Origin of the sequence: Lujinxingia sediminis, assembly GCF_004005565.1 — a bacterium.
GTDB classification, from domain to species: domain Bacteria; phylum Myxococcota_A; class Bradymonadia; order Bradymonadales; family Bradymonadaceae; genus Lujinxingia; species Lujinxingia sediminis.
This window is the reverse complement of the sequence record NZ_SADD01000002.1, coordinates 252,430-267,461: the sequence shown is the minus strand read 5'-3', so window position 1 is coordinate 267,461 and position 15,032 is coordinate 252,430. Positions and strand designations below refer to the sequence as shown.

10 protein-coding genes are annotated in these 15,032 nt (G+C 63.3%); 9 read left to right on the top strand and 1 reads right to left on the bottom strand.

The window, feature by feature from the left end:
• Positions 1–14 precede the first annotated feature (14 nt).
• Entirely contained in the window at positions 15–977 is a 963-nt protein-coding gene (locus tag EA187_RS06825; protein WP_115606532.1) for a sigma-70 family RNA polymerase sigma factor, read from the bottom strand.
• Positions 978–1,641: 664 nt separating this feature from the next.
• On the opposite strand from EA187_RS06825, the gene EA187_RS06820 reads away from it, so the two are divergent.
• From EA187_RS06820 to EA187_RS06780, 9 genes are all read left to right on the top strand, one after another.
• Positions 1,642–2,823, top strand: coding sequence for a protoglobin domain-containing protein (locus EA187_RS06820; protein ID WP_115606534.1), 1,182 nt, complete (start codon positions 1,642–1,644; stop codon positions 2,821–2,823).
• Positions 2,820–4,277 carry a sigma-54-dependent transcriptional regulator gene (locus EA187_RS06815; RefSeq protein ID WP_206524212.1) on the top strand — a complete coding sequence of 486 codons (1,458 nt, stop codon included), beginning with the start codon at positions 2,820–2,822 and terminating at the stop codon, positions 4,275–4,277. Before EA187_RS06820 ends, EA187_RS06815 begins: the two co-directional genes overlap by 4 nt.
• A 112-nt stretch (positions 4,278–4,389) precedes the next feature.
• The gene (locus EA187_RS06810) at positions 4,390–4,818 is read left to right on the top strand and encodes a CBS domain-containing protein (RefSeq protein ID WP_164856070.1); all 429 of its coding nucleotides are present in this window, start codon (positions 4,390–4,392) and stop codon (positions 4,816–4,818) included.
• A 40-nt stretch (positions 4,819–4,858) separates the two neighbouring features.
• Positions 4,859–6,313, top strand: coding sequence for a dihydrolipoyl dehydrogenase (locus EA187_RS06805; RefSeq protein ID WP_127779700.1), 1,455 nt, complete (start codon positions 4,859–4,861; stop codon positions 6,311–6,313).
• A gap of 161 nt (positions 6,314–6,474) precedes the next feature.
• Positions 6,475–7,128, top strand: coding sequence for a glutathione S-transferase family protein (locus EA187_RS06800; RefSeq protein ID WP_127779698.1), 654 nt, complete (start codon positions 6,475–6,477; stop codon positions 7,126–7,128).
• Between the two features lie 25 nt (positions 7,129–7,153).
• Entirely contained in the window at positions 7,154–8,029 is an 876-nt protein-coding gene (locus tag EA187_RS06795) for a YitT family protein (protein WP_115606540.1), read from the top strand.
• A gap of 219 nt (positions 8,030–8,248) precedes the next feature.
• Complete coding sequence (locus EA187_RS06790; RefSeq protein WP_164856069.1) at positions 8,249–8,800, top strand: DUF4168 domain-containing protein; 552 nt, start codon at positions 8,249–8,251, stop codon at positions 8,798–8,800.
• Between the two features lie 523 nt (positions 8,801–9,323).
• On the top strand, positions 9,324–13,142 hold the full coding sequence (locus tag EA187_RS06785; RefSeq protein WP_127779695.1) for a serine-rich family protein: 3,819 nt from the start codon (positions 9,324–9,326) through the stop codon (positions 13,140–13,142).
• 347 nt (positions 13,143–13,489) lie between these two features.
• Entirely contained in the window at positions 13,490–14,797 is a 1,308-nt protein-coding gene (locus EA187_RS06780) for a lactate 2-monooxygenase (protein ID WP_115606546.1), read from the top strand.
• The last annotated feature ends 235 nt before the right edge of the window (positions 14,798–15,032 follow it).

The window sequence follows — 15,032 nt, the reverse complement described above, 5'->3', positions numbered from 1 at the left end:
GGGTTATTCGAGGATCAGTGGGCCAGGTATTCCTGGAGGGTGGGGGCGTGGTAGGTCTCCATGTACACCCGGAACTTTTTGCGCATATCCATCTCCAGCTGGCGCACGCGTTCTTTGGAGATGCCGAACTCATCGCCCAGGTCGTCGAGCTGGCGGGGGTGGATGGCGAGCATACGCTCATGCCAGATCTGGCGGCGGCGCGCGTCGTCGATGGTGTTCACGAACTCCTCGGCCAGCGCGCGCAAACGCTCATAGAGGAGGTGGTCGTGAGCGGCTTCTTCCGGGTCGGGCTCCTCGCTGGCGAGCATGTCACGGCCGGTGGTCTCGGAGTCGTCGCTTAAGGGAGCGTCCAGGCGCGTGAAGCCCCCGCCGGTCAGGGTGGCCACGCGCTCGACCTCATCGACATCAACCTCCAGGTAGTCGGCCACGTTCTCGGCGCTGGGCTCCAGCCCGCGGCTGCGCAGCTGGCGACGAGCTTTGCGCAGGTTGAAGAAGAGCTTGCGGCTGTCGCGCGAGCTGCCCATGCGGATCGGGTAGGTGTGGTTGAGCAGGTAGTTGAAGATCAGCGCGCGGATCCAGAAGTGCGCATAGCCCACAAAGCTGGTGCCACGGTCTGGATCAAAGCGGGTCAGCGCCTCGGTCAGCCCCAGGTTGCCTTCCTGAATCAGGTCCAAAAGATCGTGGCCGGGGCGGTGCAGGTCGGTCGCCACTTTCACCACCAGGCGCAGGTTGGCCCAGACCAGAGTCTTGGCGGCCTCTGTATCGCCCTGCTCCAAAAAGGCGCGCGCCAGACGATCCTGAATCTCATTGGGCAGGATCTCAATGCGTCGGATCTGATTCATGTAGGTGGTCAGCGAGTCGGCGTGCAGGTCTGTCTCACGCGAGGAGCGGGCGCGCTGTCGCGCCAGCGGGTGCACCGCGGGCGTGGGGGCGTTGACCGGAGCGGAAACAGGCATCGAGATGCAGGGTGCGGCCATAGGTACCTCGCAAAGTAGCGCAGTCAGACACCAACAAATGCCTGCTCCAGGGCGAATCCGACTGCGCGGGGATCTCGCCAGCAAGCGTTGTCGTCGGTTAGAGCAATCCCTGTGCCAGAGGTTTCAAAAAGGTTGGTGGCGAGGTGAGCGGCCCCGTCGCGCTGGTCACCGCACAGCTTCAGAAAAGGTGGCGGATCGTCGCGCTCCGGCGTGTGGGCCCGAAAGAAGAATGGGGGCGCGTTGACCGCTCAAGTCGCCCGCTACGCTCCCGCTCAGGAGCTGTGTAAGGACGTGTCTTTGTGCAATATTTGCGCGATGCTTTTGGTTGATGCAGAAGTTGCGTCTCCGCGGCCCCTTCGCTGCGTAGTTTGCGCCGGACTTCCCGCTCCTCCGGCTTTATTTTAGCGCGATCGCCTCGCGATAAGGCGCACCAGATAAGGGTCTTCGCCCTCTGGCGGGTTCCTTCCGGACGAGGATGGCACCGCTTTTGCTTTAGCCCCGGTCGTCGCGACATTCTGCCGCACCCGGGAGCCATCCTCTTGTGCCGAGGCCGCCCGGTGTCGAGCGGAGATGATCGGCGACGGGTAGTAACGCATTGACCCGAGCACCGACCTCGCCCATCCGGGGGGACGTCGGCACCCTCGAACCTCCGAGTTATTTCGTGATGCATTTCTTTGACGAGATCAAAAGTTATGTCGGGTTCACCGACGAAGACGCCGCTCGCCTCAAGGCGTTGGGCCCCCTGGTGGAGCCTCGCTTCTCGGAGGTGGTTGTGGCGTTTTACGATGCGCTGATGGCCCATCCGCGCGCTCGCGGCGTCTTTGTCGGCCCGGAGCAGATCGATCGGCTGCGCGCCTCACTTGCGGTGTGGCTCGGTGAGCTTTTTGAGGGTCGCTACGACGACGCATATTTTGCGCATCGCCAGCATATCGGCCGGGTGCATGTGAACGTGGGGCTGCTGCCGCAGTTTATGTTCGGGGCGATGAACCTGATCCGCCACGGCTTCCTGGAGATCTTAAGCGATCTGGAGGCGCGCCTTCAGAGCGATCCGCGCATTCAGAGTCTGCGTCATTCGGTGACCAGCGTGGATCGCATCCTGGATATTGAGCTGACGATCATGGTGCAGTCCTACTGGGACTCGCTGATGAAGCAGAAGCTGGAGATTCCGGCGGCGCTGGCCACAGGTCTTGCCCACGAGGTGCGCAACCCGCTCAATGCCATCGGCTTGCAGATGACCCTCTTGGAGCGTCGCCTGCGCAGCTCCGAGGTCGACGAAGGGGTCTACGGTCAGGTGCTCGAAGCGGTGCGTGCGGAGCTGCGCCGCATTCAGGGGCTTAACTCCGAGATCTTGGACTTTGCCAAGCCCGTCGACATCCACACCGGACCGGTGGATGTGGCCGGGATGTTTTATGAGATCCGCCGCAACCACGAGCTGACCCTGGAGGCCGGCGGGGTGCAGATGGACATTGAGGTTGAAGGCGATCCGGTGATGATCTGCGACCGGGATCGTCTGATGCAGGTCTTTATCAACCTGATGACCAACGCCGTCGAAGCGATGCCCGACGGGGGGCTTATGCGGGTGCAGGTCGTGCAGAGTGAGAGCGGGCTGCGTGTGGAGTTCGGCGACAGCGGCCAGGGGATGTCGCCGGCGATGAAGTACCGGATCTTCGATCTTTTCTACACGTCGAAAGCCTCCGGCACCGGCATCGGCCTGGCGATCGCCCGCAAGATTGTGGAGGCGCATGGCGGCTCCATCGATGTGCTCTCGCGACCCGGGGAGGGCACCACCTTTACCGTCTACTTACCCTACCCGCGGCGTGACGCGGAGGACGAGGTTGAGCGATGAGTGCATGGACTGATGAGATGGCTGTTTCTCCCGCTGAGCGCGTTGAGAAGGCGCCTGAGACTCAGGCGCCGCAGCGCAAACGCCGCATCCTGGTGGTCGACGATGAACCGCATGCCCGCCGCGCGCTTGTGGAACTTCTCAGCGATGAGGGCTACGAGGTGTCTTCGGCCGGCGACGGTTTTAAGGCGCTGGGGATCTTGCGTGAGTGGCCCTGTGAGGTGCTCCTGACCGACTGGCGCATGCCTGTGATGGACGGGATCACGCTGGTCAAGAAGGCGCGCGAGGAGCAGCCGGAGCTGGGCTGTGTGGTGATGACCGCTTTTGGCAGCGTGGAGAGTGCGGTGGAGGCGATGAAGGCCGGCGCCGACGACTATCTGACCAAGCCCCTGAACTTCGACGCAGTCTCACTGGTGCTCTCCCGGGCGATGGAGCGCATTGAGGAGCGTCGCGAGCTTACCAATCTGCGCGCCCGCCACGCCGAGCATCGCGAGCAATCGCGCACAAAGATCCTGGGGGCGAGCCCGGCGGTGCAGTCGCTCATTGCGATGATCGACCAGGTGGCCGGCGCGCGCGCCACGGTGATGATCACCGGCGAGAGCGGTACGGGTAAGGAGCTGATCGCGCGGATGCTCCATGAGAAGAGCGGGCGCGTCGACAAGCCTTTTGTGCGCCTGCATTGTGCGGCGCTGGCGGAGAGCCTGTTGGAGAGCGAACTCTTCGGCCACGAAAAGGGCGCGTTCACCGGTGCCAGCGCCCGACGCGAGGGCCGTTTTGAGGAGGCCCACGGCGGCACCCTCTTCCTGGATGAAATCGGCGAGATTTCGCCGACGATTCAGGTCAAACTCCTGAGGTTCTTGCAGCAGCGGGAGTTTGAGCGGGTCGGGGGCAACAAGACCATCTCGGTGGATGTGCGGGTGGTCGCCGCGACCAACCGTGATCTGGAAGCCGAGGTCAAAGCCGGTCGTTTTCGCGAAGATCTCTATTTTCGTCTCAACGTCATTCATATCGAGGCGCCTCCGCTGCGCGCCAGGCCGGGGGATGTGCCCCTGCTGGCACGACATTTTGTGGCGAAGTACGCCCAGGAGAACGGCCGCAGCATTGAAGAAGTCGCCCCCGAGGTGATGAGCGCCCTGGAGCGCTACGAGTGGCCCGGAAACGTGCGTGAACTGGAGAATGTGATCGAGCGCGCGGTGGTGCTCACCGATGGCAAACGCCTGGAGCTTCGTCATTTGCCCGCGGAGCTTCTGCGACAGAGCGGCACGACGCCCGGTGAGATCGGCGTGCAGATCCCCGGGTCGACCCTGGCCGAGATCGAGCGCCATGCGCTTCTACGCACCTACGAGGCCACCGGTGGAAGCAGCGCGGAGACCGCGGAGATGCTTGGCATCAGCGTGCGTAAGGTCCAGTATCGGCTCCGTGAGTACCGCGAGGCCGGGGTTGTGATCGAGAATTGAGTCGTTGCTCCGCGTCGCGCGATGTTGAATTCGTCTTTGATATCAACAGGTTGGCCGGATGGTCCGTGCGGGCAATGAGGCCGCGTTGTCGATGCCGGCGCAGGAGGCAGGGATGAAGGTGCGCGAGGTGATGACGAGCGATCCGGTGGTGGTCAGCCCTGACACGAGCATCGAGGCGGTGCTGGCGTTGATGCGGGAGCGGGGCATCCGCCATGTGCCCGTGGTCGACACCGAGGGGATCGTGGGCATGGTCAGCGATCGTGATCTGACGTTCATTCACTCGATGCCCGGAGTGTTTACTATGCTCTCGCAGGCGGACGTCAAAGAGGTGCTGGAATCGCCGGTGGCCACAATCATCAAGAGCCGTTTTCTGGTGGATCGTGACGTGGTCACGGTTCGCCCCGAGGATGATGCGTCCCGGGCGGTGGAAGCGCTCTTGATGTACCGCGTCGGCGCGCTCCCGGTGGTGGAGGGCGAGGAAGTGGTGGGCGTGGTCAGTGTGATCGATGTGCTGCGCCAGGCCGCCGAATGTTGGAGTTGAGGCGCGGGTCATACATGCCATTGCAGTGAGGAGCTCAGGGATGCAAAAGCGCGACGTGGATGTGGTGGTGATCGGGGCCGGGACGGCCGGGCTTGGAGCGCAAAGTGCGGCGCGTAAGGCCGGTGCCAGCGTGGCGCTCATTGAAGATGGCCCTTACGGAACCACCTGCGCGCGGGTGGGGTGCATGCCCTCGAAGTTGTTGATCGCCGCGGCCAACGCGGCCGATGCGGTCCGGAAAGCGCCGACCTTTGGCGTGCACCCCGAAGGGATGCGCGTTGATGGGCGAGAGGTGCTGGAGCGGGTGCGGCGCGAGCGGGATCGTTTTGTGGGTTTTGTGCTCAAATCAACCGAGCGCATTCCCGATGAGGTGCGCATTCGCGGGCGAGCACGCCTGACCTCGCCGACCACGGTGCGGGTGGCCCTGGAAGGCAGCGATGAGGAGATGGAGATCAACGCTCGCGCGGTGGTGATCGCCACCGGCTCCAGCCCTTATTTCCCGCCGAACCTCATGCCGCTCAGAGAGTCGTTGTCCACCAGCGCCGATGTTTTTGAATGGGAGGATCTGCCCGAGTCGGTGGCCGTGGTCGGGCCGGGGGTGATTGGTCTGGAACTCGGTCAGGCGTTGCATCGGCTGGGAGTGCGAGTCTCGTTCTTTTCGCCCTTTTATGAGCTGGCGCATCTTCACGATCCGAAGGTCGTCGAGGTGATTCACGAGGTGCTCGGCGACGAGCTCGACCTGCACCTGGGCATCGATGCCTTTGATGTGAGCGAGGCCACCGACGGTAAAGGCGGCTTCGTGCTGCGCTGGCACGACGCTCAGAAGCAGCCCGGTGAGGCGCGTTTTGAAAAGGTGATCGTGACCGCCGGGCGCCGCCCCAACCTTGCGGGGCTGGGGCTTAAGGAGGCCGGTGTGCCCGTGGATGAGCGCGGGCAGCCTTCGTTCGATCCGCGCACCACCCAGGTGGGTGAGCTGCCGGTGTTCATGGCCGGTGATGCGGCCAACCACTACCCGCTGCTGCATGAGGCGGCCGATGAAGGGCGAATCGCGGGCAGCAATGCGGCGAACTTCCCCGATATCCGCGCGCAGATTCGGCGCGCGCCGCTGGCGATCACCTTTACCGATCCGCAGATGGCGGTGGTGGGCTGCGGCTGGAAGTCGCTCGATAAAGAGAAGTGCGGCATCGGCGAGGTGTCGTATGCAGACCAGGGCCGCGCGCGGGTCGAGGCGAAGAATAAGGGGCTTGTGAGGATCTACGCCGACCGCGACACCGGCAGACTGTGCGGCGCCGAGATGTTCGGGCCGGGGGTAGAGCATACCGCGCATCTGCTGGCCTGGGCGGTGCAGAGTGGGATGACGGTGTTTGATGCGCTGGATATGCCCTTCTACCATCCGGTGGTCGAAGAGGGGATTCGTACCGCGTTGCGCAGCCTCACCGGCGATCTTCGCCTGACGGCGGGTACCTCCGAGAAGTTGCGCTACGGGCCGGGGACCTGAGGTTTCGTGAGAATTCGTAGGGCGTGGGGGGGGCGTTTCTGCCGAAGTTGCGTTGAGGCAACGCGGAGATGCGTTTGCCCTGTGTTGACGAGAGCGCAGCGGTGCTGTGTTTGGGAGTCGGCATGGTGCCGTTGTCTCAGACTTAAAGCAGGAGCGCGAAGATGTCGTCGACGTATACTCTGATCTCGTTTGATCTCTGTCCGTATGTGGAGCGCAGCCGTGTGGTGCTCCATGAGAAGGGGCAGGCCTTTGAGCAGGTTTTCATCGACCTCAAAGATAAGCCCGACTGGTTCCTCAAGCTCTCGCCGCGCGGCAAAGTACCGGTGTTGGTGGTCGATGAGGTGCCGATCTTCGAGTCGAGCGTGATCAACGAGTTTCTCGAGGAGGTGCTCCCCGAGCCGGCGCTGCTTCCGGAGGGGCCGCTGGAGCGGGCGCGCGCGCGGGCGTGGATAGCTTTTGCCAACGATGTGCTGATGGATGGGGTGGGGACGCTGTGGTTTGCCGGCGGCGACCCGGTCCGGGTTGAGCAGGGGCGTGCGACGGTGCGGAGTGCGCTGGAGCGTATCGAAGGAGCCTTGCGCGAGCGTCAAAAAGGACCGTACTTTTCCGGTGCGTCCTTCAGCCTTGTGGATGCGACCCTGGCCCCGGTGTTTACGCGATGGGCCTCGATGGAGGTGATGGGCTGGGGCGATCTTCTTGACGGGTTGGAAGAGGTCCAGGCCTACAGTCAGGCGCTGCTGGCGCGTGAGAGCGTTCAGGCGGCCCGGGCCGAGGGGTTGACCGAAAAGATGGTCGAGCTGCTTCGTAGCGAGTGATGATGGTTGAGAGATGTGAGGATGGATGCGCACCTTTGTGGATTATCTGATGTTGACGGTGGGTGCGGTCCTCGTGGCGCTGGCGCTGGAGCTGATTCTGGCGCCAAACAGCCTGGTCGATGGCGGTACCACGGCGCTCTCGATCATGGGTGCGAAGCTCTTCGGGTTGCCGATCTGGCTTTTTCTGCTCTGTCTTAACGGCCCGATTCTGGTGATCAGCGCGCGTGCGCTGGGTAAGACGTTCGCCTGGCGTACCGGGTACAGCAACGCGGTGGCGTTGCTGGGGCTGGTGATGTTGCGCGATGTTCCGGCTGTGACGACCTCCGAGGTGCTCATCGTCCTTTACGGGGGGCTCCTGCTGGGGTTGGGGGTGGGTATTGTGGTGCGAAATGGCGGGGCGATCGACGGCACCGAGATGCTGGCGGTCTGGGCCAACCAGCGCTTCAACATTCCGGTGAGCACCTTTCTGCTCTCGATCAACGTGGTGATTTTGAGCGGGGCGGCGTTGGTGTTCGGCCTGGAGAGCGCGATGTTCTCGGTGGCGGTGTTCTTTCTGGTCACCAAGGTCATCGATTTTGTGCTGGAGGGGTTCAACCAGGTCGTCTCGGTGATGATCATCAGCGACAACTGCGAGCCGGTTCGACGCAAGCTCGTCGAAGAGATGAAGATGCGTGTGACGCTCCTGCAGGGGGTGGGGGGCTATAGCGGGGAGCCCCGGCAGATCATCTACTGCATCATCGATCGTTTCTCGTATGCGCGTCTGCGCACGGCGGTGCACGAGGTTGATCCGAAGGCGATTCTGGAGGCCTCCATCGTCAATGAGTCGGCCGGGGTGGAGGCGCGTGCGCTGCGCGATATCGTGGCGGATCGCTACCAGGAACGAGCCAACGGTAAGGGGTAGGTTCGGCCCCTTCGAAAGGGGAGAACGAGGGGGCAACAGGTGTTGTGATGTGCAACATGTCGCATATCGGCACGTATTTTCGGGGTCACAGGGTGAATTTCGGGTGAGATATCACGCCTGGCGAGGGTAGAACGCATCTTGCAAATCATGACGCGTGACGTGTCGGACCTGGATGGTCGGGTTCGGCGAGCCTCCGCAACTCGAATGGAAGGAGCAACGATGAAGCTGAAGCCCTGGATTCACCGACATAACGCGCTGCGTGGACTTCTTCTGGCGTTCGGAGCTGCCGGGTTGATGGCCTGCGAGGTGGACGAGAAGCCCGATCTTCAGACCGAGCCCGAGGTGAGCGCCGAGAGCGCCGGCGATGAGTCCAAAGCGCCCGAGGTGATCAAGACGCCGGAGGTGATTGAGGAGCCGGAGGTGGACGACGAAGCTGCGTCTGAGGATGAGGCTGCGAGCTCCGAGGGGGCGCAGGCTCCCGCTGCGCCGGAGGTGGAGCAGGAGGAGTTCGACGATGCACAGGTGAAGGCGTTCGCCCGGGCCTTTATGGCGATGCAGCCGGTGCAGGCTGAGGTGCAGAAGAAGATGGCCTCGGTGCAGTCGCCTGAAGACGTGCAGAAGGTCCAGCAGGAGGCGATCTCCCGGCTTCAGTCTGTGGTCGAGGAGTCGGGCATGGCCTTTGAAGATTATACGATGTTCGCGCAGCGCCTGGAGCGGGACACGACGCTGCAGAAGCGCTTTGAGGCAGAGCTGCTGCGCGTTCTGGAGTAATTGGAGTTCGCGGCGAGTAGGACGCCGTGAGCTATCGTTGATGCGGCATCTGCTGCATTGAAAGCATCTCGGGCTCTGTCGTAAAGCCTTGATGATGCTCAAGCAGCGCCTGCGTTTCGCGCCTTGCCGAAGTTGCGTTTAAGCTCGCATCCAGCGACGAGCACCATCGTCTCACGGCGTGGTAGCGAGCGAAGGTCGTGAGCTGACGCGGTGTACGTCATGTGAAGAGGCCGCTCCCGGGAGTTCCCGGGGGCGGCCTTTTTGCGTGGTGCGAGTCGAGGCGGGGAGACTTCGGGTGATTGTGACTATGTGAAGATGCCAATATTCCCGATTTCTCTGGATTTTTGTGGGTTTTTGTAACAAAAAGGAGTGGTGAAACATTTGTTTACATCTCGATGAAGGCGCGTCTGCGCCGGAGGTCCGGCTCTCAAGGGGGAAGATGCACGAGAGCCTGTGGACGACATGGTGAGTTGTGTCCGGCAGTCCCTTACTCCTTGAAAAACCTCAACGTATGGCCTTACCGATGACTTCTAAGCGCTCTCGATGGTTGAGCTCCTGGCTGGTAGTGGTGCTCATATCTCTGGGACTTTTGTCGTGTTCCGATTCCGACGGGGAGGTGATCGTAGCGGACCCCGACGATGGCCTGGACGTGGGGGATCTGCTTGATGCGCCGCTGCCGGATGTGGGCGATGTGCCTCCGGCGCCGACCTGCGACGATGGCGAGCAGAATGGCGGGGAGACCGGCGTGGATTGCGGCGGCTCGGAGTGCGAGGCGTGCGAGCCGGGGCAGGGCTGTGAGGATGGGGGCGACTGTTCAAGCGGGCTGTGCCAGAACAACATCTGCGTGGGCGTGGGCTGCGAAGGGGTGTCCTGCGACGAAGGTCAGGCCTGCTACCGGGGGCAGTGCTACGCGGCGTGTGATCATAGCGCGGAGTGCGGCGCTGAAGAGCGCTGCTTTCAGGGCGCATGCACCGCGCTGAGCTGCGATGATGTGATCTGTGGCGCGGCGGAGACCTGTTACCGGGGCGTGTGCTACGCGACGTGTCAGGATGATGGCAGTTGCTCTGAGGAAGGTGCGCAGTGCGTGGAGGGCGGCTGCGTGGTGCCCACCTGCGACGACGGCGTTCAGAACGGCGCGGAGTCCGATGTGGACTGCGGCGGGGACTCCTGCGAAGCCTGCGACGTTGGCCAGCAGTGCGGCGCTGATGCGGATTGTGGCGAAGCACTGGCGGGCCCCTGGGGCGAGTGTGTGTTTGAAGACGGTGATGCGTGTATTCAGGCCGGGGTGCAGACGCGTGTGGTCGAGGTTTTTAGCTGTGGTGAGGAAGGCGTGTGCGCCTCGGAGGAGATCGAGGGGTCGCAGAGCTGCGAGCGTGTGACCGAAGCCGATGTTTGCGCCGAAGCGATGTTTGGGGAGTGGAGCAGCTGTGAGGCGCTGGAAGGCGCCGAGGCCGATCTCTGCGCCTATGATGGCGAGCGTCGCCGCACGGTGACGAGTTTTGCGTGCGCCTCACAGAGCTGTGAGCCCGCCGAGCGCGACGAGGTTGAGAGCTGTGTGCGCGAGACCGATGCGCTTGCGTGTGGCGAGGCTGTCATTGGCGAGTGGAGCGGATGTGAGGCGGTCGATGGTGCTTCGGTGTGTGCGTTGGAGGGTGAGCGCCGCCGTGAGATTGCCACGTATAGCTGCGCCGAAGGTGGCTGCCAGGAGTCGATTTCCGAAGAGGTTGAGAGCTGCGCGCTTGAGACCGACGCGCTGGAGTGCGGCGCTCAGGAGGTTGGGGAGTGGGGCCCCTGTATGGGCTTTGACGGGACGTGCAGTCAGACGGGCACGCAGACCCGTACCATCACAAGCTACGCCTGTGGCAGTGGCGCGTGCGTGCCGAGCCAGCGCGATGAGACGCAGAGCTGCAGCCGCGACCAGGGAGGGGTGCAGTGCCAGGAGCCGGACTACGGGGCGTGGAGCGATTGCGGCGGTTTTGCCAACGCGTGCGCGCTGGAGGGCACCCGTAGTCGCACGGTGACCTATTATGAGTGCGCCGGCGATGATTCGTGTGCGCCGCGCGAGGAGGTTGAGACCGAAAGCTGCACCCGCGATACCACGGGAATGAGCTGCGGGGCGGGCGTAACCCACGGTGAGTGGTCGAGCTGCGAGTATGCCACCGAGTGTTCGCTCAACGGTGAGCGCACCCGAAGCGTGGTGACGCAGAGCTGCGCCGGCGGCGGCTGTGAGTCGGTCACGACGACGGAGATCGACACGACGGCGTGTGTGCGCAACACCGCCGGGACGAGCTGTGGCGAGGGCGTGACCTATGGTGATTGGTCGGCGAGCTGCGAGTACGCCTCGGTGTGCGCGCTGGAAGGTACGCGCACCCGGAGTGTGGTGACGCGGAGCTGCGCCGGCGGCAGCTGTGAGGCTGTGACAACCAGTGAGACGGAAGTTCACGCGGACTGCGCCCGCGACACCGCCGATGTGGAGTGCGGTGGAACGACGCACAGCGACTGGAGCGCCTGCGGAGGGTTTGCCGATGAGTGTGCACAGGAGGGCACCCAGACCCGCACCGCCACAGACCGCATCTGCGCCGGTGGCGACTGCTCCTCGGTGGATCGCACGGAGTCGCAGAGCTGCACCCGTGATACCACGGGCATGAGCTGCGGGGCGGGCGTAACCCACGGTGAGTGGTCGAGCTGTGAGTATGCCACCGAGTGTTCGCTCAACGGTGAGCGTACTCGAAGCGTTGTGACGCGGAGCTGCGTCGGGGGCAGCTGCGAGTCGGTCACGACGACGGAGATCGACACGACGGCGTGTGTGCGCAACACCGCCGGGACGAGCTGTGGCGAGGGCGTGACCTATGGTGATTGGTCGGCGAGCTGCGAGTACGCCTCGGTGTGCGCGCTGGAAGGTACGCGCACCCGGAGTGTGACCACGCAGAGCTGCGCCGATGGTAGTTGCAGCTCGGTGACGAGCAGTCAGACCGCGACGCGTTCGGATTGCGATCGCATCACAACAGGTGATAGCTGCGGCGCCGGAGTGACCTACGGCGATTGGTCATCGACATGTAGCTATGCCAATGCATGTTCTGAGACCGGCACGCGCACCCGAAGCGTCACGACGCGCACCTGCTCCGGTGGCGACTGTGGGGCCGTGACGACCTCGCAGACGTCAACGCGTTCGGATTGTGCCCGTGACAGGTCTGGCGTGAGTTGTGGCTCGTCGACCCACACCTCCTGGAGTGCCTGCGGCGGCTTTGCCAACACCTGTGATACAACCGGGACGCAGACGCGCACGCGCACCGACTACAACTGCTCGGGCGGCTCGTGCACGACCTCCACAGCGACCGAGACCCAGGCCTGCACCCGGGTGACTCAAGGAAACAGTTGCGGTGGCAATGACTACACGAGCTGGTCGAATTGCGGCGGCTTTTCGAACACCTGCGATGAGAGCGGTACTCAGACCCGTACCCGCACCGAATATCATTGCTCAGGCGGGAGCTGCGCCTCTTCGAACTTCACCGAGAGTCGTACCTGCTACCGTGACACCGACTCTAGCAGCTGCGGGACAACGAGTACCGGGTCCTGGGGAAGCTGCGGCGGCTTCTCCAGTCCCTGCGATCGGACCGGTGAGCAGTCGCGCACCGTGTCCGAGCGCAAGTGCTCCAATGGTACCTGCACCACGGTTAATCGTACCGAGACGCAGAGCTGCACGCGCAGCGTGACGGGCAATAGCTGCGGAGCCTCCACCCACACCTCGTGGGGAAGCTGCGGCGGATTTAGTTCAACGTGTGATACCACCGGTGAGCAGACGCGCACGCGTACCGACTACATCTGCAACTCCAGCGGAACGTGCACGACGTCCACAGCGACTGAGACGCAGGCCTGCACTCGCTCGACTCATGGGACTAGCTGTGGGACCACGCAGACCGGCAACTGGTCGAGTTGCGGTGGGTTTACCAGCAGCTGCGATGAGACGGGCACCCGGACGCGAAGCGTGACAACCTACACCTGTTCCAACAACAGCTGCACGTCGAGCACGACGACGGAGACAGACAACTGTAGCCGCAACACCGACGGGATCAGCTGCGGTTCTGGATCGTCCTGTGGAAACTGGAGCTTTTGCCAGACCGGCTTTGGTCAGTGCACCGGCACCCAGACGCGTAGCTGCACCGACTACCGTTGTTCCAATGGGAGCTGCTCGAGCACCACGCGCACGGAATCTCAGAGCTGTCATGCGTTCATTGGCCGGAGCTGCACGGCTAACAATGGCTGGTCGGGATGTTGCGACGGCAACGGCTACTGTGAGCCGCAGAGTCGGCCCGGCGAGCCCATTCGCGTGTGCGAGCTCTAAGGGGTTAGCCGAGACGGCTTTCTAAATCTCGGAGGGGGGCAGGTTGCCCGGGAAGATCGAGAGAAAAAACCGGCCGCGAGCGCATCGCGGCCGGTTTTTTATTCGGGTACGCCTATGCGAGGGATGGGACGGTGTTTCTTGCGTTTTTTCCCGGTGGGATGACTTCCGCTCAGGGCGGCGAGGGGCTTGACCTCATCGGGCCGGCAGACAAAGCTCAGGGCATCAGAATGGTGTGCGTCTTTTTTGCTGGCCGCGCTCTTTAGAGAGCCGGTCATTCTGGGTGTCGATCCCGGATACGGCGCATTGTTGGCGAACCTCGTGATGTACTGGTTTAAGGAGCCCCCCCTATGTCGAAGCCTCAGAAACCGACGTCCCCCTCCCCCTCGCAGCCCGGTATCGGCCGTGAGCGTCAGACCGAGATCTATGTGCGCGGGGTCAGCGGGCAGCCGCCGGCAGTGCCGGTGGATATCGCTCGCCAGGAGGAGCGCGCGCGCGAGGCGATGAGCCCGGAGGCCTTTGGTTACGTGGCCGGCGGCGCGGGGATGGAGCGCACGATGGCCGCCAACCGTCAGGGCTTTGAGAAGTGGGCGATCGTGCCGCGGATGTTGCGCGATGTCTCGGTGCGCGACACGTCGGTGGAGATCTTCGGTACGCGCTACCCCTCGCCCTACATGCTGGCGCCTATCGGCGTGCTGGAGATGGCGCATCCGGAAGCGGATCTGGCTGTGGCGCGCGCGGCGCGGCGCGAGAGTGTCCCGATGATCTTCAGCAATCAGGCCTCGGTGCCTATGGAGGATTGCGCCCGGGAGTTGGGTGAGACGCCGCGCTTCTTTCAACTCTACTGGAGCGTCTCCAACGATCTGGTCAAAAGCCTCGTGCAGCGCGCGGAGAAGGCCGGTTGTGAAGCGATTGTCGTCACGCTGGACACGACCTTATTGGGTTGGCGCACCCGGGATCTGGACCTGGCGTACCTGCCCTTTTTGAGGGGCAAGGGGATCGCGCAGTACACCTCCGATCCGGTCTTTCGTCGCCTGCTCAAAGAGGATGAGCTCGACCAGGAGGTGGGGCCGGAGCGCAAGGTCAATCTGGCCACGATCCGCGTGCTCATGGAGCTCGCCGGGAATTATCCCGACGGGTTTTTCAAGAGCCTGACCAGCGGGGAGGCGCTGGCAGCCGTGCGCAAATTCACCGGCATCTACTCTCGTCCTTCGCTGACCTGGGAGGATTTGAGCTTTTTGCGCGAGTGCACCGATCTGCCGATTGTGCTCAAGGGAATCACAGCTGTGGAGGACGCCCGGCTGGCCAAAGAGCACGGCATGGATGGCATTGTGGTGTCGAACCACGGGGGCCGTCAGGTCGACGGGGCGCTCAGCTCGATTGAGGCCCTTCCGGCGATCGCGGAGGCGGTGGGTGAGGATGTGACGATCTTCTTCGACAGCGGGATTCGCACCGGCGCCGACGTCTTTAAGGCGCTGGCGCTGGGCGCTGACGCGGTGCTCCTGGGCCGGCCCTATGTCTACGGGCTGGCCGCCGGCGGTGAGGAGGGAGTGGTGGAGGTGCTGCGTAACTTCAAAGCTGACTTTGATCTGACGATGGGGCTGGCCGGGTGTCGCTCGGTCGCCGAGGTCAAGGCCAGCCGGCTGCATGCGCGCTGAGTGCTCCGGGGGGGAGCATGGACAACAGAGGGGCATGTCCGGTCCGGGGGCTTGGGCCGCTGGTTCTTCAGACGCTGGTTCTTCAGACGTGTTGGAGGTTCGGACTCCTGGCTGCGTAGGGGCTAAGTCACCGGGGAAACGCGGTTTTTTTCGGGCGGTCGTAAAATAAGTTTGCATTGCGTTCAGATACTATTCTATCCTGACCGAAAGGTTAGCTGAAGGTCGTGGATGTCGA